The organism is Brasilonema angustatum (genome assembly GCF_059505445.1).
Genome location: NZ_JCACKO010000014.1, coordinates 37006 through 56434, shown reverse-complemented (window position 1 = coordinate 56434; position 19429 = coordinate 37006). Strand labels below are relative to the sequence as shown.

The 19429-nt window shown below is 44.1% G+C and carries 19 protein-coding genes; 8 read left to right on the top strand and 11 right to left on the bottom strand.

The annotated features are described in order from the left end of the window. The 7 genes from AC5JM2_RS03735 to AC5JM2_RS03705 form a co-directional block, all read left to right on the top strand. On the top strand, positions 1 to 357 hold a 357-nt coding region (locus AC5JM2_RS03735; RefSeq protein WP_495833569.1), incomplete at its 5' end, for a HEAT repeat domain-containing protein. Positions 358 to 372: 15 nt separating this feature from the next. Further along, a complete protein-coding gene (locus AC5JM2_RS03730; RefSeq protein ID WP_495833568.1) occupies positions 373 to 645 on the top strand; it encodes a hypothetical protein in 273 nt (90 codons plus the stop codon). Positions 646 to 695: 50 nt separating this feature from the next. Further along, entirely contained in the window at positions 696 to 893 is a 198-nt protein-coding gene (locus tag AC5JM2_RS03725; RefSeq protein ID WP_495833567.1) for a type II toxin-antitoxin system HicA family toxin, read from the top strand. After that, positions 890 to 1114, top strand: a complete 225-nt coding sequence (locus AC5JM2_RS03720; protein ID WP_495833566.1) for a type II toxin-antitoxin system HicB family antitoxin — start codon at positions 890 to 892, stop codon at positions 1112 to 1114. Before AC5JM2_RS03725 ends, AC5JM2_RS03720 begins: the two co-directional genes overlap by 4 nt. Positions 1115 to 1147: 33 nt before the next feature. After that, a complete protein-coding gene (locus tag AC5JM2_RS03715) occupies positions 1148 to 1402 on the top strand; it encodes a hypothetical protein (RefSeq protein WP_495833565.1) in 255 nt (84 codons plus the stop codon). Positions 1403 to 1546: 144 nt separating this feature from the next. Beyond that, positions 1547 to 1918, top strand: a complete 372-nt coding sequence (locus tag AC5JM2_RS03710) for a hypothetical protein (protein ID WP_495833564.1) — start codon at positions 1547 to 1549, stop codon at positions 1916 to 1918. 478 nt (positions 1919 to 2396) lie between these two features. Further along, the gene (locus AC5JM2_RS03705) at positions 2397 to 3572 is read left to right on the top strand and encodes a pyridoxal phosphate-dependent aminotransferase (protein ID WP_495833563.1); all 1176 of its coding nucleotides are present in this window, start codon (positions 2397 to 2399) and stop codon (positions 3570 to 3572) included. 212 nt (positions 3573 to 3784) lie between these two features. On the opposite strand, the gene nblS is transcribed toward AC5JM2_RS03705, so the two are convergent. Together nblS and purD are read right to left on the bottom strand one after the other, a co-directional pair. Then, positions 3785 to 5704 (bottom strand): two-component system sensor histidine kinase NblS, encoded by a 1920-nt coding sequence (gene nblS / locus AC5JM2_RS03700; protein ID WP_495833562.1) that lies wholly within the window; start codon positions 5702 to 5704, stop codon positions 3785 to 3787. A gap of 226 nt (positions 5705 to 5930) precedes the next feature. Beyond that, positions 5931 to 7220 carry a phosphoribosylamine--glycine ligase gene (purD, locus tag AC5JM2_RS03695; RefSeq protein ID WP_495833561.1) on the bottom strand — a complete coding sequence of 430 codons (1290 nt, stop codon included), beginning with the start codon at positions 7218 to 7220 and terminating at the stop codon, positions 5931 to 5933. A gap of 420 nt (positions 7221 to 7640) precedes the next feature. Here purD and AC5JM2_RS03690 point away from each other — a divergent pair, with 420 nt between their 5' ends. Further along, positions 7641 to 8501, top strand: coding sequence for a hypothetical protein (locus AC5JM2_RS03690; protein ID WP_495833560.1), 861 nt, complete (start codon positions 7641 to 7643; stop codon positions 8499 to 8501). A 310-nt stretch (positions 8502 to 8811) separates the two neighbouring features. Here AC5JM2_RS03690 and AC5JM2_RS03685 read toward each other — a convergent pair whose 3' ends face one another. From AC5JM2_RS03685 to AC5JM2_RS03645, 9 genes are all read right to left on the bottom strand, one after another. After that, a complete protein-coding gene (locus tag AC5JM2_RS03685; RefSeq protein WP_495833559.1) occupies positions 8812 to 9045 on the bottom strand; it encodes a hypothetical protein in 234 nt (77 codons plus the stop codon). A 184-nt stretch (positions 9046 to 9229) separates the two neighbouring features. Next, positions 9230 to 10270 carry an alpha/beta fold hydrolase gene (locus tag AC5JM2_RS03680; RefSeq protein WP_495833558.1) on the bottom strand — a complete coding sequence of 347 codons (1041 nt, stop codon included), beginning with the start codon at positions 10268 to 10270 and terminating at the stop codon, positions 9230 to 9232. Between the two features lie 115 nt (positions 10271 to 10385). Next, the gene (locus AC5JM2_RS03675) at positions 10386 to 10637 is read right to left on the bottom strand and encodes a hypothetical protein (protein ID WP_495833557.1); all 252 of its coding nucleotides are present in this window, start codon (positions 10635 to 10637) and stop codon (positions 10386 to 10388) included. Between the two features lie 86 nt (positions 10638 to 10723). Beyond that, on the bottom strand, positions 10724 to 10885 hold the full coding sequence (locus AC5JM2_RS03670; RefSeq protein ID WP_495833556.1) for a hypothetical protein: 162 nt from the start codon (positions 10883 to 10885) through the stop codon (positions 10724 to 10726). 37 nt (positions 10886 to 10922) lie between these two features. After that, positions 10923 to 14849 carry a DUF2157 domain-containing protein gene (locus AC5JM2_RS03665; RefSeq protein ID WP_495833555.1) on the bottom strand — a complete coding sequence of 1309 codons (3927 nt, stop codon included), beginning with the start codon at positions 14847 to 14849 and terminating at the stop codon, positions 10923 to 10925. A 210-nt stretch (positions 14850 to 15059) separates the two neighbouring features. Beyond that, the gene (locus AC5JM2_RS03660; protein ID WP_495833554.1) at positions 15060 to 15932 is read right to left on the bottom strand and encodes a DsbA family protein; all 873 of its coding nucleotides are present in this window, start codon (positions 15930 to 15932) and stop codon (positions 15060 to 15062) included. Positions 15933 to 16109: 177 nt separating this feature from the next. After that, positions 16110 to 17546 (bottom strand): deoxyribodipyrimidine photo-lyase, 8-HDF type, encoded by a 1437-nt coding sequence (locus AC5JM2_RS03655; protein WP_495833553.1) that lies wholly within the window; start codon positions 17544 to 17546, stop codon positions 16110 to 16112. A 150-nt stretch (positions 17547 to 17696) separates the two neighbouring features. After that, entirely contained in the window at positions 17697 to 17990 is a 294-nt protein-coding gene (locus tag AC5JM2_RS03650; RefSeq protein WP_495833552.1) for a hypothetical protein, read from the bottom strand. 244 nt (positions 17991 to 18234) lie between these two features. After that, positions 18235 to 19429 (bottom strand): T6SS phospholipase effector Tle1-like catalytic domain-containing protein (locus tag AC5JM2_RS03645; RefSeq protein WP_495833551.1); only part of this gene is annotated, 1195 nt, incomplete at its 5' end.

The following is a 19429-nucleotide window of genomic DNA, read 5'->3' as shown; positions in this document are numbered from 1 at the left end:
GTCCAAGCATTCGCCAGCAACTACAAAGATGACCCTGATACAAAAGCCTTCCTCATAACTCGCGCTACTGATGATGATGATTCGTCTGTGCGACGTGCAGCAGTCCAAGCTTTAGGTAAAAATTTTCCCTATCAGCCTGAGTTGTTTGATATTTACCACAACTGCGCTGTCAATGATCCCTTTGAGCGCAAGGAAAACAATGAAACTAATCCTCGGCGAGTAGCACTTGAGATAATTATCAAACAACATCCTCACCATCCCCAAACTTTACCACTTTTGCGCGACAGAGCAGAGAATGATCCCGATGAGCAAGTGCGGGAGTATGCTCAGAAGAAGTTGGCAGAATTAGAGAAGTAGAAGAGCTATAAAAATATGAACAACACTACAATTCGTGAGAAGATCAACCAATATCTTGATGCATTATCTTCAGAACGCTTAGAACTGGTTGCTGATTTTCTAGCTTACCTAGCAGACAAAAAGACTGAAGATGCAACCCAAGAATTACTCGATATTCCAGGTTTTATAGAATCTTTTGAGAGGGGTAAAAAAGATGTTGCTGAAAGTCGTGTAAAAAATTGGAGAACAATTCGCTCAGAACTATTGCTCATCGACGAGAGGCGTATGAATAGAGAGATGGGGAAGTAAAAATGTAAGCTGAGTATATGCCCAAAAAAATTAGATAACTCAAAAGCTTATTGTTGCAAGCAGGATTTACTTACAAACCTGCCAAAGGTAGTCATAGTAAATGGATACATCCAAAATTACCCAAAGCTATTATCATTGCTGGCAAAGATGGTAGTGATGCCAAACTGTATTTAGAAAAGCAAGTAAATGAAGCACTTGTAGAACTAAATAAAATGGAAGAAGAGCAGACAGAGGAGACAGAAGAATGAAATATACAATCATCATTCAATGGTCAGAAGAAGACCAATGTTATGTTGTTTTCTTACCTGAGTTTACTGATGTCATGCAGCCTTGCACTCACGGAGAGACTTACGAAGAAGCTCTCAAAAACGCTCAAGAAGTGATAGAGATGTTAATTGAGACATCCTTAGAAATCGGTGAACCTCTGCCAAAACCTCAAACGCTAGCAAAATCCTGGAAAGTAGCATAGAAGTATAATTAGCAAAAAGAAGAGACACGCGCTATGAATACGCCTACCCAAACAACAAAAGTTTACGACGAAATTATAGACTTCATTGCTGCTGGAACCACTCCCCAAACTGTCGTCAATTTTCAACTTTCAGATTCAGCAAAAGACCATTTGGAAGACTTGGTGTATAAACACAAAATGGGGGAACTAACACCAGAGGAAAAAAGAGAATTAGATCATTTCCTAACGCTAGAGTATGTGATGATATTAGCAAAAGCGCGAGCTTATAAGTATATTGATGCTGAGTAAGTATGAAAAGTGTCTCGTTCTTACGTCATTACGACGGATGACAAAGTAGAGAATAAATTTTGAAAACAAATCGATCAGTATTTTGTACCCATGCATATGAGGAAATAGCTAGAATCAGAATGTTTGCTCTTTAACGCTACGCTTGTGGACACTGCAACTTGCCCTCGCTGTCATCAACCCGTGAATTCCCAAGCTGTCACCTGTCCTCATTGTGGCACTCAGTTGAAAGCTTATGGACATCCCGGCATTCCTCTACATCGCGCCACAGGGAAGGAGTATCTCTGCGACAGCTGCACTTACCATGCTGACGATACTTGCAATTTTCCTCAGCGTCCTTTTGCCAAAGAATGCATTCTCTACGAAAATATTGAGGAGAGTAAGCAATACTTGCAGCAGCAGCGTGACGCCAACAGCTTTGGTGCAACTGTAAAAAATTGGATCAAACGCAATCAAGCTTTAGTTTTGCTGCTGGCTCTGTTATTCGTCTGTTTAATTATTGTTCTGTCTAGATCTTAACCATACAGCGGTTTTCTGTAAGGTGGGCATTGCTCATAAAAGCCTATGTGATAGACATTTAAGATATTGGTGAGCAATGCCCACCCTACAATTTGTGGTCTATTCATATGAAAACCGCTGCAAAGCAAGGCGGTATTTCAGCTTGCCTACTTTGTCTATGCGTAAGTTTTAACAACATTCATAAGTGCATAAGTCAAAGAAAACTCAATTTATAACATATAGTAAACATTGGACTTTACCATTCCCAGAAGCAACATTTTTTACTGGAGTTTAGACTAAATTCTATTTCTTAGGCTATAACCCTTGTATAGCAAGGATTTGAGATTTCGGAATTCTAAAGCTGTTATAAATTGGGAAAGCTACTCTGGATAAGGGTTTGGCGGTTTGAGAGCAAAAATTAGTCTAAACTCCAATTTTTTAGCAGCCAAACGATTATTCTAATGTTTTAGATAATACTTTAGTTTTCACAGGAGAATAAATGTATCCATCTGCTAAGCGATTACAAGAATTTCGTACCTCTGTTATTCGTGAAATGACAAGGCTTGCAATCAAGCATAAAGCCATCAACATGGCTCAAGGATTGCCTGATTTTCCCTCCCCTCCTGAACTCATTCGGGCTGCATCTGTGGCGATGGAAGAAGGTCATAATCAATACACAAACACCTGGGGAATTCCAGAGCTTCGCCAAGCAATTTCAAATAATTTGCAAAACTTGTACGATTTATACTATGACCCAGAGGAGCAAATTACGGTTACTTGCGGCGTCACAGAAGGTATTGTCTTGGCGATGCTCAGCTTAGTTAATCCGGGTGATGAAGTTATTGTCATAGAACCATTTCATGATAACTATCTCCCAGCCATTAATTTCGCACAAGCTAAACCAGTTTTTGTGAGATTAGAGCCGCCTTTTTTTCAACTCGATCCAGAACGTCTACGAGCTGCTTTTTCACACAAAACCAAGGCGATCATTGTTAACACACCTCATAATCCTACTGGACGTGTTTTTACAAGGGAAGAATTAAATTCTATAGCCAGTCTTTGCCGAGAGTTTAATGTTGTTGCTGTTACGGATGAAATTTACGATCGCATCACCTTCGACGAACACCAACACATTCCTCTAGCAACTCTTGATGGAATGTTTGAGCAAACTCTAACTATTAGTGGTTTGAGTAAAACCTTCTCCATCACAGGATGGCGGATTGGCTATGTCTGTGCTCCCGCTAACTTAAGTGCAGCAATTCGGACGCTACATGACTTTACAACAATTTGTGCACCAGCCCCTTTCCAGTACGCTGCAGTCGCTGGATTGAAATTGCCAGAGTCGTTCTTCGAGACTCAAAAACAAGCATACACTACCCGACGCGATCGCATAGTCAAAATTCTGGAAGAATATCAATTTATCGTACAACCACCCCAAGGTGCTTATTACATAATGAGTGATTTTAGTCAATACAGCGCTCATGCAGATGATTATGAATTTGCCAAATACCTGGTTGAAGAAGTCGGAATAGCCGTTGTACCAGGTTCTAGTTTTTACTCGACACCAGAACTTGGGCGAAATACAGTCCGCTGGTCTTTTGCAAAAAAAACGGAGACCTTTGATGCAGTTGAACAAAGGTTGCATCTGAAGAAACACAGGGGTGTAGGGGTGTAGGGGAGCCAGTACTGAAGGAGGGTTTCCCTCCGTAGGTATCTGGCGTGTGTAAGGGTGTAAGGGTGTAGGGGGGTGTAGAGGGGAAGAAGTAGGGAGCACGCTAGCCCCTAAGAGGGGCGCTGCGCAAACGCTTGGGTGCAGGGTGCAGGGTGCACCCTACTCCCTGCTCCCTACTCCCTGCCCCCTGCTCCCTGTTCCCTCCTATACCTGGCTTAATATAACTTCGGAACATGAGGCGCTTGTTCATCAAACACCACCAAGTCAAACCAAAAAGTAGTACCAACGCCAATTTCACTCACCAAATGAACTTTCGTGTGATGCTTTTCTATGATATTCCTGACAATAGATAGCCCTAAACCTGTGCCTTCTAGGGTGTGAACTCGGTTTTCTACCCGGACAAAACGGTCAAAAATGGCTTCTTGGTCTTCTGGACCGATGCCAATTCCAGTATCGGAAATTTCCACTCGTACTTTGGGTACTTGATGATGAAAACTGGACTTTGGTTCAAGTTGGTGGGCGCGGAGGGCAACTTTTCCACCCGCCTTAGTAAACTTAAGGGCATTACCAATCAAATTAGCCAACACCTGCAGCAATAAATCATAGTGACCGACAACGAGGGGCAATTGAGGCGCTACTTCCTGAATTAATTCAATGCCTTTGTCCCTAGCATTGAGTTGGTAAGTACGCAGTGTCTGCTCGATCGCCTGCGCCAAATCCACCCCGTTCAAGTGATAGTTGCGACCAGATTCTAGCTTTGACAAATCCAAAACATCGTTAACTAAGCGGGTTAGTCTATCGGTTTCATGATTGACAGTGACCAAAAACTCTTTCTTTTGTTCAGTACTCAAGTCTTCCCCATAGTCGTGCAAAGTCTCGATAAATGATTTGATGTTAAATAGAGGCGTTCGCAATTCGTGGGAGATGTTACTGATAAACTGACTTTTTGCCTCGTTAAGTTCTACCTCGCGGGTGATATCTTGCACGGTAATAGCAATACCTTTAACACTCTCTCTTTGCTGGTTAAGAACTGTTGTCATCAGAATGCGGATAGTGCGCTTGATAGGTTCAATCAGTGGTATACGGAATTCAGCACTTTCGCATTCCCCGGTTGCTATTTCATATAAGGGACGGGTAATTTGCATTCCTACCGCTGCAGGCAAGTGATGTAAAACATTTTCGCCTACGAGTTTAGCCTCTTCCCAGCCGAAAATTCTCTGGGCTGTGGGGTTCGCTAAAATCACCTGCATACTATTATCAATCAGGACAGCTCCGTCAGCAATTGTGGAAACCAGCGTTTCTAGCTTAGCTTTTTCCGCTGTCAGTTCCTCAATATTTTGTTCTTCATAGCGCTCCAAGCGCTCTGCCATCTCATTAAAATTGAGAATTAACTCCCCAAGTTCGCCCCCTAGTGGTAAATCAATTTGCTGTTTGAAATTCCCCGCAGCAATTTGTTTTACTCCCACCAGCAACTCTTTTATCGGCTTGGTGATTGTCAAAGCATTAATCACCCCTCCCAAAATCACCATCACCCAAATTGAGATAAAAACAGCAATGGTGACATCACGAGTGAAATTTGATGAGATGACTGCAGCTGAGTTAGGATTAATCCCAACTGCCAACACACCCAAGTATTTGCCATCCGCAGTCAGTGGAACAAACACATCGGTGACTTCCCCATCTGGCGATTGATGTTGTCGCACCATCGGCTTTTCTGCATCAGCAGCATAATTATCGGGCAGTTCTATCCGCCGTTCAATGGTAAGGGATGTTCCCACCTCCGGTTGCCAAAAGGGAATACCGAAATAAATATTCCCTGTGTCATCAGCATAGAGCATATAACGCACGCTAGAGGTGCTGCTATAAAAGCGTTGGGAAAATTCTGCCACCTCGGTGAGATTATCATTAGCAATGAGCGGAGCAACGTTAGCCGCCAGCAGCAGCCCGAGATCACGACCAAAGCGAGTGTCATTCAAACGTGCATCCAGCTGAATTGTATTCACTGCCCAGAAGGTCAAACCACTCATCACCAGAGAGACTACCAAAGTAGCGGCTGCTAAAAGTTTAGTCTGGAGAGTGAATTCCAACCACCAATTGACAATTGCTTCTTTGATTATTTTAAAAACAGTTAGCATCTTAAAAAATCTTTATTATAGTGCTGACAATGAGGGTTATAAGAAGGTGTATGGTTTACCTAAGACCTATCAAGGTTTGACTTGTTAGGCTAGGGATAGTTATTTGTTCATCCCTGTTAGGAATTCAAACTAGCCCAATAAATAAAAATTAACAGTTTATAGACAAACACGTAAGAAGGAGCAAAGAAGCAGGGAGAGAAAATATTTTCCTCTCATCCCCTTTTAGTTACCTGACTCGGTGACCAATATCTGGTCGGTAATACATTCCCTCAAAGTGAATGCACTGCGTCCCAGCATACGCTTGGGCGAGCGCCTGCTCAAAATTTTCTCCAACTGCAGTAATGTTTAACACCCGACCTCCGTCTGTCACCACTTGTCTGGTTTTCTGGCTCCCGCCTGGGAATGCCTTTGTCCCAGCATGAAAAACAGTGGTTCCCAGTGCTTGTGCTTCCGGAATACCAGTAATAACTTTTCCTTTCTGATATGCTCCAGGATAACCACCAGAAGCAGCAACAACTGTGACAGCTGCACCTTGCTTCCAAGCGATGGGTGGCATTTGAGCCAAACGTTGCTCAACACAAGCTAGAATTAATTCTTCTAGGGGTGTTTCCAACAGAGGTAACACAACTTGCGTTTCTGGATCGCCAAAGCGACAGTTAAACTCCAAAACCTTAAAATCGCCATTAGGAGTTATCATTAAGCCAGCGTAAAGCACACCTCGGTAGTCAATGCCTTTTTTCCTGAGTATGGCGATCGCTTTTTCCAAAACTTGCTTTTGAATTTTTGCCATCAACTCTGGTGTGGCGATCGGCGCTGGAGCATAGGCTCCCATACCACCAGTATTTTCTCCTGTATCGCCCTCACCAATCCGCTTATGATCTTGAGCACTTAATAACGGACGAATCGTTAACCCATCCGTCAACGCTAAAACAGAAACCTCTTGCCCTGTCAAACACTCTTCAATAACAACAAATTTCCCTGCACTGCCAAATTCTCCGCCAAACATGGCATCAATCCCCGCATGTGCCTGTTCCACTGTTTGGGCAACGATGACACCTTTACCAGCCGCTAAACCATCGGCTTTGACAACAATTGGTGCTCCTTGCCATTTCACATAAGATTTCGCTGCGGCTGCTTCCGTAAATACCGCAGCCCGTGCTGTCGGAATTCCTGCTTCCTGCATCAAAGCTTTTGCCCAAGCCTTACTTGCCTCAATTTGCGCACCTGCTTTGGTTGGACCAAAAACCATTAGACCAAGAGATTTGAGATAATCCGTAATGCCTTTTGCTAAAGGCACTTCTGGTCCGACCACAACAAGAGTTATGTTCTGGTCTTTGGCAAATTGAGCGATCGCCTCAAAGTCGTCTACTGCCAAAGAAAGGTTTTGGCAACCTTCCATACTTGCTGTACCCCCGTTTCCTGGCACACATACAACTTGCTCAATTTGTTTTGATTGTAACAGTTTCCAAGCTAAGGCGTGTTCCCGCCCTCCATTACCTATAACTAAAACTTTCACTGGTATCCTCTAAGGTTTCTTGCAAGGGAGAATGCGATCTACGCGACTCGCCGTACAATTTTTTCACCAATTCCGATAATTGTGCAAGTCCTAGTACATTGGGCGCACCAAATAAAGCTACCATTAAACATAAGCGAAAAGCTTGTGATGTCAGCTTTTTGTAAAGCGCAGAGCGCACGCAGGGCATATTTGGAATCATCGAATTCCGCCTAAGCGCAAAGTGTGCCGCAAAGTGACGAAAGCGGTACTAGGGTCTTCTACCTGAAGGTATAAAATTTAGTGGCGCAGTCAAGTTAGTAAGCACAGAATCTGATTATTGCGAGTGATATCAATCATTGATTTTGCAATTACTGATTATTTTTAATACAATAAAATCAGGCTGCCTTTGAATGATAAAATTTAGTTAACAAGAGGACAAACATGTTGAAGCTAACACGACGACGGTTTGGTCAGATGGTGATTGCAACCACAACAGTTGCTGGGTTTGGGTATCTCGGCAAAAGAACTGTTGCACAAACATCCTCGATTATCTATGGTGTACGCGTTCCTAAAACCGGACAACTTGTCATACAGTCCTTAGACTTAGCAACTAAACAAATTCAGGATCTGACTACTGTTTCTATACAGCCTAGCGAACAATTGAATAGTATCAGTTATTTAGGTTATAATAAATTTGTACTAAGCATTAGCCCGCTCAAAACTGCTACAAAAGGAAATAATTCCCCTCGCTTATTGACTGTCACTGTAGGTCAGTCTACAACAAGCATCCCTATTTCTGGACTCGCAAACGACCAGAACCTCGCAAATATCTTGGTTACTAATGATGGCTCGCTTATCGGTCTAACCCACAAAAGTGACAAAACGTCATCCACACTAGTTAATATCGACGCTAATACAGGAGCGATTAATACTATTAATAACATCACACTGCCTGTTACCGAGCGATTCGATAATCTAGCCCAGTCGAGGTTGGATAATGTTGCTGAGTCAAATGGAATAATTTATACGACCAATCTTACGCAACAAGGTAATACAAGTTTGGTGCAGTTGGATTTGACAAAAGGACAAGTAAGCCCAGGAGCGCAATTGACAATTGATGGTAAAGTTTGGAATAGTGGCTTTAGCAGCTTAGCCAGCGCTTCAGGAGAGCAAATATATGCCCTTGGTGCACCTCGGTATGTGACACCTAATAATCTCTACACCATAAATGTCAGCACTGGGGTTATGACTTTGATACAACAGTGGGATGTTGTAAAGACTACGACTAGTGTTAGCGCCTGATAGATAATTCTACGCTATCAACCATTTGTTGTTGATAGGTGTTTTGCATCAAGTAATAGTACCAAATTATCGAAATTTGAGGTCAATCCCCGAATAATGTGTTCCAAGCACTTGCTAGAACACCGATTCATTAATGCCAAAAACCCGGTTTCTGTTACTGGGAAGACCGAAATTTGGTTGACTCAACAAGAAGAAACCGGGTTTTTTAGTCACAATTATGAATACTGAATCGGGTTTAAAAATCGGCTTGTTTGCAGTTTCATGTCCCGATATTTGCAGCTCGCTACAGATATAGATTGAAAATAATGATTTATCTATCTTGATGCGTGTTGTGCCAATCGTCCAAAGCAGCGATAACAAAGCTGACAGCAGGATGATTGAGAAATTGTGCTAAAGTCTGAGCACCACCAGCTTTTAATGAGTCAACAACAGAATCCTCAGCCATCTCAGCCAGTTCCGCAGCTGCTCGGGCGTGCTGTAGGGTTGGGTGAAACCATGACAAAACCGGACAACCTTCCCCCACGAGTACTCTTGAAGCACTCACAGATATCTGTGGTGGGGGCAAAAAAGGCGGTGATTCTCAATTACTAGTGCTTATTGACCAAAAAACCCGCCTTTTTTGCCCTTAGCGTAGCGTTGCCGTTAGGCAATAGGTTGTCCGGTTTTGTCTAGGAAAAATGTAGCGGCAACCGCTCCGCGTGTGGGATGTCACTTTCCCACTGCCGCAATCAAAGACTTTTACTCTGGAGCCAGGTGCGGATGACCTGGATGAGTTCTGCCTTGCGTTCCAGCGGCAGCCAATGCCCGGCGGGCATACTCGTCACGGTAAGGTCTGGGCAGGCCGCGCGCATCGGGTCGCCTTGGCGATTTCCGATGATGGTGCAGATCTGGTCAAAGTCGCCGTTAACGAACAGCACCGGCTGCAACAGGCGGCCGCCATTGGGCGCCTTGCGCGCGTAGGCGATGTTGGCGTCGTCGTTCAGATACCACGCGCAGGATGGACGGAAGCCATGAGCCTTGAACGACTGTACCAGCACGTCGAAGTCCGCCGGTGGCCAGAGAGCCGGGTCAGGTTGCGTCGGCGGGGCGCGGTGTGCAGCGCCGAAGCGCCCTCCGTTGCGCGTGACCACCGCAAGCGGCGCAACCTTGCCGACGGCGGCGGGGCTGCCTGGTCGAAAGATCGACGCCAGCGAAGCTGCCTTGTCTGCATCGAGGTCGGCGACTGCCGTCTTGAAGTGCTTCGTGTAGTAGCGGTAGTAGTCCCATTGGCCATCCGGATACTGGTCAGCCGGATAAATCGTTCGGTCGGCCAGCGGGACGATTATGCGCAGGGCGTGCCCGTCGGGTTGATACGCCAGCGAAGTCAGCACGACGCCACGGCTGCGCTTGGGCTGCAGCGCGACCAACTCACCGACCACAACACAGCCCCAGTCGTGGCCGACCCATATCGCAGGCTTGCCGCCAAGGTGGTCATGGAGCTCCGCCATGTCCGCCACGACTTCCTTGATGGTATAGGCGTCGTTGGCTGCGGGCGCGGACGAGCCGCCGAAGCCACGCAGATCAGGAGCGACGCAGTGCCAACCGTCGGCGGCGAACGCGTCCATCTGGGCGCGCCACATCAAACTGATGCTCGGCCAGCCGTGGAGGAAGATCATCAACGGTCCGTCGGCCGGTCCGCACTCGATGTAGTGCGTTGTCTGACGAGGCGTGCTGAAAGTGCGCGACACCAGCGTGGAGGAGGGCATTCCCAAGTAAGCGGAAATATTCATTGTGCGATTTACTTTTTCGCGGAAATATTCATTGTGCGATTGTAACCGTTCAGGGGGGGGTAAAAGAGCGATCGCAACACTACGACCACAAGACCTCTTACAGCCTGTCACCAATTCAGCCACAGCCAGGTGATGAAGATTCGGTGCTATTCTGTCGTGTTTGGTTAGGGGTAGAGCAGGTGAGAGCGCAATATAACGAAGAAACGGATTGGCGCGAAGTCGCGAAGCAGGCGATCACTGTTGTTAAATGAATGAGCTTGCCAATCTCAGGTGGTAAAGCCGTAAGGTTATGACCAGATAAATCCAGTTCTGTACTCTGTTCTTGTGCGGCTTGTTCAATTACCTGTAGCAACTGTTCTGGAGACATAATTGTTATTACAGCGTTTTTGATCTATTTGAACCACAATCTTTCGTAGGAGCGCAAGGCATTGCGCCCCGGAGAGTGTGGTCTATTTACCCTAAAATTGCTGTAAACCGTAAATCTTGTTGTGGGCGATAAGCCGGAGGACTTCGGCGTGAGCGCGATCCCGGTGGCTGAGCTTGTCGAAGTCGAGCTTGCCGAAGGGCAGTCGAACGCTTTAGCTTGTGCGTATCGCCAGAATCAATAACTAGCAACTTGGGTGAATAGCCTTAATAATTATATTTCAACAAACTATTCCCATTCCTGCAATTGCTCACTGGAGTTGCGAAGTAAGGAATTAATTTGTTCGCGACGGGTTTCAAAGTTAGCAGCAATCGAGATGAGTACGATACCAACAAGCAAGCCAACTACCCATTTCAAAAATGGGTAATGCAAGCTAAAAATCACCAGTTGATAGAAACTCGTGATAAAAAAGGTAGTTGTACCAACATACAGAAAAGCCCGCACTCGCAAAGCTAATCCTGCAAAAATGGCGATAAGACTCAAAAATCCGGGTATAAATGCCGTATCTTGATGAAAAACAATAGCCCATCCACAAATTAAACCACAGCCCAGTAGCCGCACCGAGTGGCGACTTGCTTTCATTGGAAATTCTCTCAGGCTAGGATCGAATTGAGCAACATACAGCAGTGATAAGCCAATCGGTATTACATACCACAAAGTATCACTCAGATGTAAGTCCCAAAACCAACGAAACAACGCCCAATCAATCAGCACTACACTGACATAGGTGAAACGGAATTGTTTTGAAACCTTGGCAATAAAAGCATAAAACCCTGCTGTGATCAGCAAGCCGACTGGATAAATTTCCCCTCGACTTTCCCACAGATATATCAATGGCAAAATATATGCAGCGTTTTGCCAAGGTCTTTTAGACCAGCCCCAACGCTCCCAAGGTAAAATGTAGAGAAAGTAGGCAACAACAGAGGCTATAGGCGCTTTCCAAGGAAGTAACGATTCAGCAAATAAGCGTCCTACTGGTGTAGAAATCCAAAAAATTCTGAACCCTGCTATCTCTAACAAACCTAAATAAACCCACATTTGCGCCATCGCAGACTGTGGATGGTAACGTCCTTGAAAAATGGCATAACGAATCAAAAATACCCCGGTTCCCAAGCCTACAAGATGGTTTATTGCAATGGGGGTGAAGGTGGCAGAAAGTAATAAACAGCTACTAAGAACCCAGTGAATATGAGCAACGACTTTCAGTTCTTTAGTGGTTAGGCGTAAGTAGTCTGCAAACCAAGGCGAGAGAATACGATATGCATACATAATGCCAGTGCCAAGAACAGACATAGCAATTAAGCGATCGCCATATACTCCTCCTGGTGCTTGCAAGAGTTGATAGAATAAAAGCTCATATGCTGAAATTGATATCCCAATCAGCCCCAGATACAGTAGGGGTTTCAATTCTTGACGCCGTCGCCCAACTCCAATAACAATGAAAGCCACAGCTAAGGAAGATAAACCTGTCCAGTTGGCAAAGGTTGAAGAACGCAACGCGACACCAAAGACAGCATATACCAAAGGCAGAATGTGCCAGCGGTTGGGAAGTTGTTCGAGTCGGTGTTTCCAGCGCCACCACTCCCCTAAAAGTTGAGTAAGCAAACCTAAGGCGATGTTAGCAATTGCAATTTTGATAATAGAGCGATCGCCAAAACCCAAGACTTCAGCAATCAATAATTCCAGACACCACCCAATACCATAAAAACTCCAATTACTCGGTTGCTGCCAACTGCGATAAACAATTGCCCCTAAAATTATTATTGAAGAAGTTAAGTAGAGAAAATCAGATTTCGTCAGTCCTTGGTAAACAAGCGTTGAGTGAACACTCAGCAGCAACAGCTCAACACAGCAGAGTGCGATCGCCCACTTGTCACTGGCTTCTGCATAAATAGCTACTAATTCGTTCTCTCTGGTGCTTAACAATTTACGAATTAGCCATAAACCAACAGTACAAACTCCTCCTACGACAAACCAGCCCTGTAAAGATAATCTTGCTAAACCAGGCACACCTTCCCATAACAGGGCAGCAATGAAACCCAGTCCAAATCCAACAGTAATTAACGCAGATACTTTGTGTCGTAAATAGCGCGTATTAACAAACATCAAAGCGCTAGCGACAGCCAAACCGATTAATCTTCCTCCAGATAGTGGTAAAATTAGTGACTGCGCAAGTCCCAAAGCGGCGACACTCAACCAAGCATTGAGAGTCGGACGTGCTACTGTGCTGGCTGGAGATTTAAAACCAAGAATAGCTATACCTGTGAAAGTTATAGGAGTGATTAACCAAACCAAACCCCAACTCTCACTGTTATTACCAGAACCAAACCAAGCTGGTTCAGCATTCATCCATAATAGAGTGTAGCTCAGTGCCGCCAGTCCCAAACCCATATACCATGCACTCTTGTGCCAGACTCCGTTACCCAAACAACAAAACAACCACTCTGCAACCGCCACAGCCAACACAATGCTTGCCCAAACTTGTGTATTAAGATAAGGAAAAAAGCGGTCAATAATTGAGTAAAGCGTTAGCACCCCTGCAATTTGAGTCATGTACACCAAATTTATTCTGGTGGGAAGTCGTCGCTGGCTGACACTTCCTAAAGTGATTGCAGATAAAAGTAAATTCAAGGAACGTAACGTGGGATTGACCAAACTCACCGCAGTGAGTGAGATTCCCAACACCAGCGTTAATTTTTCCCCAAAATCAGCCAATTGCACCTTTTGAGCGCGATAAAGTCCATCTGTCAACGCCACCATCAAAACAAGATAGGGAAATAACAGCACACTCAGCAACGCCCAAGGTGTATTCTGAGAATGAGTTAGTTGAGTAATAGTAGCGATCGCCCATTCTTGCAACCCAAAAGGCACTAACAACCATAACAGCCAAATCGTCTCCAACCCAATAGCGAAAAACGCTCCCACATCGACGCGCGTACCACCCAACTGCAAGCGCCGACTGAAAAACCACAAACCCAAACCACTAACAGCCGTTGCTTGCCAAGGAAAAGCAGCACTTACCGACACCAACCAACCAAAGAATATTAGAATACCGCCAAGTAATTCCCAGGGAAGTGAAGGAGTCACCCAAGATGAGGAACTAATAGCTCCCCTGCTCCCCTGCTCCCCTGCTCCCCTGCTCCCCTGCTCCCCTGCTTCCCCTGCTCTGTTGTCTGGCTGTGCCAACCAAGTCACCAGAGCGCCGCAAATACCAACAGCTAAGCCCAATTCTTGGATCTCTACTTGGACAACAAAAATCGCTCGTACCAACAGCACAAATAAAGCATAAACAGTGACGAGCGAAGACAGACTGATACCTAATCCAGTTTTCCTGTCTTCAACTGTTACAACCGTTTGCCTTTGCTGGTGACGAGTGTGATAAATAGTAGCGAGAGTTGTTCCTACCGTTGCTAAATAAACTGCAATTAAGGGAAATCCTGGGAATTGCCAACCCCAGTGTACATACGACAGTCCTAAAATATTAACTAAAGGCAATTTTCTAGCTGGCTGATGAGTAGAAAACAGCCGATTGTTGCAAAATAAAAAAGTAATTGCTGAAAGCGTAATAGAAGCTATTGCAACGACAACCCAATTCAAAGGATTTTGCCAAAGATTGAAACTGTCCATTGCCCAAAAGTTGACTGGCACTAACAACAGTGTGACAATCAGCAGCGTCCGAGTTGTTAAACTTAAATGAGACTGTCTACCAGCCCAAAAACTTATCCCCCAAAAACTCAGAGTATAAGCAAGCAAAACTCCATATTGTCCAGAAGGCGGAAACCTTTGCCATTGACTCGCGGCGAGAACCCCAGAGGATACCACCACTAAAAACATTCCTAAAAATAGCAGCCAGCGGACACTTAATTCTTCGCCCAGCGACTGCAACATCCGAGCAAGAACATTAGGTTTCTTAGCTGTCGGTAATGCATCATCCTGATGTAGAGACGTTGGATGTAACATCTCCACTTGCGGTTCAGGTAAAGTCTGTGGTTGCAACTCCACACGACAAACCAAAAACTCTCGACAGATTTGCTTAACTTGGGTATCCGATATCAAACCCAAGCGCAACCATATATCAAGTCCATGCAATAACTCAGGATTGTTAGATGCAAGCTTGATTTCAATTTTGAGAGAAGAATCAAAGTTTGGTGACATAAGCCCACGCACATAGCGCGATACTTTATCATTATCCTGATAAAAGTTATTTTCGCATCATCTGTGACACTTGCTCGGCTGACTGTTATCAGTTAACAGTTAACAGTTATCAGTTATCAGTTGTTATAGCAGTCCTAAATCATTTGTGAAAAATTAGAAACCCGGTTTCTGCCAGAAACCGGGTTTCTGGACTCCAGCAATTTTCACAACTCAAATAGGATTGCTATAGTGTTCACTGTTAAGCGTTCCCTGTTCCCTGTTCACTGTTGACTGTTCACTGTTTACTGTTCGAGCTAGTATCCTCTCGATGTCAGATAGCTCAACAGCACCATCAAATGTCTCCTCATTCATGACAAAGAAAGGAGTACCCTGAATTCCCAGTCTCATCGCCGTCTCTATGTCCTTTTGAATCACAGCATCGGCTGCATTTCCACTGCGCTGTTGGTTAAACTGTTCGAGATCGAGATTCAGTTTTTTGGCGAACGCAACATACAATTTCTCCCCTAATTTACCTTGGCTTGAAAACAAAGCATCTTGGTACTGCCAAAACTTTCCTTGCTGTTGAGCCGCCCAAGCGGCTTTAGCAGCGGGCATTGCTTCAGAATGAATTGAGATTAGGGGAAAATGTTTGTACACCAACGTAACTTCATCTTGATGACGAGCCATAAACTGCTTCAACGTCTTGTGAGCTTTGGCACAATAAGGACATTGAAAGTCCGAGAACTCTATCAGCAGAATCTTTGGTTCAGTTGCGCCAGTAGTCGGAGATTCACCAATGATTTTGTTGGGATTTGTCTTTATCTCTTGCAAAACTAACTGCTTGGCTTGTTGTTGCTGCTTTTGTTGTTGTTGCTGGTACGCTTGCAAAGCTTCTACAACCACCTCTGGGTGATTGTGGATAATCTGCAAAACCTCGGCTTCCAATTTTGGATTAATAAGATTATTGCTGTCTGCTTGAGTGGTGTTTGTGGCTGCTTGCACAGGGGTTGACAAACTAAACCATACTATGCTGATCGCCAAAAATCCGGCTCGTACAGCTTGGCGCAGAAAGCGCGAATGACAGAAATTAGACCATATATTCATAAAGCAGCGGTATTTTGATTTATGAAGAAAGCGGTACTTCATAAATATAAGACTTACGCACGAGTTACTAATGAACTTGACTGTGAGATTGCTTCCTTACGTCGCAATGACACAACTACGTTATTTTTGCCTAAGTCCTGAAATATAATGTTGTTGCTCATCGTCAAAATGTCAAACTTATGTCTGATTTTTTTGCTGTTGATAACGCTCTTTAAACTCTCGTTGCTGTTTATTATGATCGACAATTGGATCTGGATAACCAACAGCTTGGCGTTCCAAAGGAGAAATTTTCCCAGTTACTAAATACTCTGTATCCATAGATCGCAATTCAGGAACCCATTGCCTAATGTACTCGCCCTCAAAGTCAAACTTTTGCGCTTGACTGCCAGGATTAAAAATTCGCAAAGGTTTAGGATCCATTCCGCTAGAAGCACTCCATTGCCAACCCCCATTATTGGCAGATAAGTCACCATCAATCAGCTTCTGCATAAAATATTTTTCTCCCCACTGGAAATTAATCAGCAAGTCTTTGGTTAGGAAACTGGCGACAATCATCCGACAGCGGTTATGCATCCATCCAAGTTCATTCAACTGGCGCATAGCTGCATCCACGATAGGATAGCCAGTTCTACCCTCGCACCAAGCTTGAAAATATTCTTCGTTATTTTCCCAAGGAAAGTTTTTGAAAGGATCGCGGAAAGCACCCTTTGCTAATTCCGGGAAATTATACATTGCGTGTTGATAAAATTCCCGCCATGCTAGTTCCTGTTGCCATGTACGGATGTTGGTTGCTGTTTCGTCACTGCGACTATTTTCTAGCGCTTCTAAAGTGGCTTGCCAAACAGTGCGAATACCAATGACACCAAATTTTAAAGCAGCACTCAATCTAGATGTACCTTCAACTGCTGGAAAATTGCGCTGTTCTTGATATTCATTAACCGCACTGGCGCAAAACTCCTCTAACCGTTCTTGCGCCGCCGCCTCTCCTGGCGTAATCACCAATTCTCCATCCCAATGAAAACCTAAATCTTTGGCTGAGGGTAATTCTATCACCCCTGAAGCGTTGGCAATTTCTTTTTCAGCTTCTGTCAATCCTTCAGCATTTTCCAAAGTTTCTGTTGGGTTAGCCTTTGGTTTACCAATCCAATTTTTCCAAAAGGGAGTGTAAACGGTGTAAGGTTGCTGGGAACCAGTACGAATATCTTCTGGTGAGTGTAAGATTTGATCCCAGTTTTTTTCCAGAAACTGGATACCTTTTTCTTTGAGTACTTCGATAATCGTGCGATCGCGTTCTTGAGAATACGGTTCTACATCCCAATTCCAAAATACAGCCTTTGCCTTCAGAGCGATCGCCAGTTTTGGAATAGCTTGAGTCGGTTCAGCGTGAAGAATCAATAACTGGCTACCTGCTTGAGCATATCGCTGTTGTAGTGACTGTAAACTACCAATCATGTAAGTCACTCTTGCCGGGGCAATATCATCTCGTTCCAAAATATTTGGATCGAGGCAAAACACACCTACTACCTTTGGACTTTGCTTTCTCGCAGCAGCAAGTCCTGTGTTGTCAGAAATACGTAAATCGCGGCGATGCCAAAATAAAATTAAGTCAGACATTCCATCCTTTGGATAGTTCTTCTGTACTAGCTTAAAGTCAACAAAGGTCAAAAGTCAAAAAATAAGGGGAATTCAAAATTCAAAAACAAAATTCTTAATGCGTGAATTTTGAACTTTGAATTTTGAATTTTAAGTAAGCGGGTGGTTCTGTTATCTGTCCCAGGGTGACGGAATTGCCGTTGTTGAAACTATTTCACTCGTCATCAGATAGATAGCAGTTTTGCCGCAAGTAGGACAAGTCACCTTAAACTCTTGCACCGCAGACTCTCCCTTGCATTCAGTCAATAAACCCTGACGACAGTGATAACATTCAAAGAAGACGCGGCTGATTGGCCTGTTACAGTCCAAGATTTTTATGTGCTGACACGATTGTGGTCTTGGTTCTTGTGTTTTTGGCTTGTAAGGTTTTGGATAAGATGGCTTTTGTTCTTGCGAATCAATCATTTTTCCTCTAAAATAGGATAACTCTCATCAGACGACATCTGCATACAGTCCTAATATTACTTGTTTCTTTGTGCTTCGTCTTCGATAGTTTGGTCAAGGCGCTCATTTGCATCCTTAAGCTGTTTCGCCAATTCTACAGTGGATACCATTCCAGCTTCAGCCATTTGTAATCCCTCTTGAATATGACCAGAGTCTGCAAGGTATACACCGACAGGGTGACAATTACACTGAGTACTGTATTGGCTTATTCTTCTGTGAGCAGTAAATCCTTAAGCATCGGTTCTAGATTCTGGGGACGATAATCAGGACAAGCTTTTAATCGTTTAACTAAACTGCGATGAATAGAAACGATCGAAGAGTTAATAGACCGCAATTCTTCACCCCCCAAACGATACAAGCCCGTTACACTATTATCAAATTTAGTCGTGTAATCTACTTTAATTTGAAGCTCCTCACTATCATTTTCAGTGGAACAAAACTCTAATCCAAGTTTTTTCGCTTGATTGACCATCCATTGCAAAGAATAATCCGATAGCCCTTGATATTCTTTAGTTCCGCCGCCAACACAACCATGTTCGCCAATAAAGAAAACCTCTTTAATCACCTGATCCTGATTCAGATTTTTTGGGTTTCTTTCCATTGGCGTGGAGGGAAAACTTTTACGTTTCTCATCAGTAGCCACCGCATGAAAGGCATTTTCGATAATGGGGCTGAGTTTGGCATCGAAAAATTCATCCTTTTTGTTCCAAATTGTGCTAATTGATAGCCAAGGGATAATATCAGGTATCCCTAAAGCTCCTACCGTATCCCAACAACCTAACATTTTGATCGGCACACGATACTGTAAATAATTCTCTTTTGCATCAATTTGATTCGCATTATCCTTACGAAATTGTTGTGCCTTGGGATCACTCGGCCGAATGTTAGGATCTCGATATAGATGATAGGCTTTAGCAATTTCTCGGATCTTAGAACGCTTTAATAAACCACATTTGTAGATCATTCCCGCTAGACAACGAACGGCATAAGCACCACGACTGAAACCCACTAGATAAATTTCATCTTGAGAATCTACATTGTAATTCATACATAAAAAGCGATAGGCATCACTGATAATTCGCTGAATTCCCCAGCCAAAGGCACCACCGCCTAATTTGTTAATTAAATCATCATCATCTTCTACCGTGCCAGGTTCCGATAAATAGTAAACCATCTGCGGTGTTTGATCGTCCGCCGTATATTTAATTGACCGGGCAAACTTGACCACATTTGTCGGATAGAAACTGTCCAATCGCTCCCAAGTTCCATCACAACAAACCACTAATCGTTTCTTTTTATTTGTTGGCGAAGGTTCGGTCAGTTCGGGTTTAACAGACTCTTCGTTTCGTTTCTTTTTATTTGTTGGCGAAGGTTCGGTCAGTTCGGGTTTAACAGACTCT

What these genes read in the sequence shown, in the direction of transcription:
- AC5JM2_RS03730 (WP_495833568.1), top strand. Translation starts at nt 373, where the DNA reads ATGAACAACACTACAATTCGTGAGAAGATCAACCAATATCTTGATGCA.
- AC5JM2_RS03720 (WP_495833566.1), top strand. Translation starts at nt 890, where the DNA reads ATGAAATATACAATCATCATTCAATGGTCAGAAGAAGACCAATGTTAT.
- AC5JM2_RS03715 (WP_495833565.1), top strand. Translation starts at nt 1,148, where the DNA reads ATGAATACGCCTACCCAAACAACAAAAGTTTACGACGAAATTATAGAC.
- AC5JM2_RS03705 (WP_495833563.1), top strand. Translation starts at nt 2,397, where the DNA reads ATGTATCCATCTGCTAAGCGATTACAAGAATTTCGTACCTCTGTTATT.
- nblS (WP_495833562.1), bottom strand. Translation starts at nt 5,704, where the DNA reads ATGCTAACTGTTTTTAAAATAATCAAAGAAGCAATTGTCAATTGGTGG.
- AC5JM2_RS03690 (WP_495833560.1), top strand. Translation starts at nt 7,641, where the DNA reads ATGTTGAAGCTAACACGACGACGGTTTGGTCAGATGGTGATTGCAACC.
- AC5JM2_RS03680 (WP_495833558.1), bottom strand. Translation starts at nt 10,270, where the DNA reads ATGAATATTTCCGCTTACTTGGGAATGCCCTCCTCCACGCTGGTGTCG.
- AC5JM2_RS03675 (WP_495833557.1), bottom strand. Translation starts at nt 10,637, where the DNA reads ATGTCTCCAGAACAGTTGCTACAGGTAATTGAACAAGCCGCACAAGAA.
- AC5JM2_RS03665 (WP_495833555.1), bottom strand. Translation starts at nt 14,849, where the DNA reads ATGTCACCAAACTTTGATTCTTCTCTCAAAATTGAAATCAAGCTTGCA.
- AC5JM2_RS03660 (WP_495833554.1), bottom strand. Translation starts at nt 15,932, where the DNA reads ATGAATATATGGTCTAATTTCTGTCATTCGCGCTTTCTGCGCCAAGCT.
- AC5JM2_RS03655 (WP_495833553.1), bottom strand. Translation starts at nt 17,546, where the DNA reads ATGTCTGACTTAATTTTATTTTGGCATCGCCGCGATTTACGTATTTCT.
- AC5JM2_RS03650 (WP_495833552.1), bottom strand. Translation starts at nt 17,990, where the DNA reads ATGATTGATTCGCAAGAACAAAAGCCATCTTATCCAAAACCTTACAAG.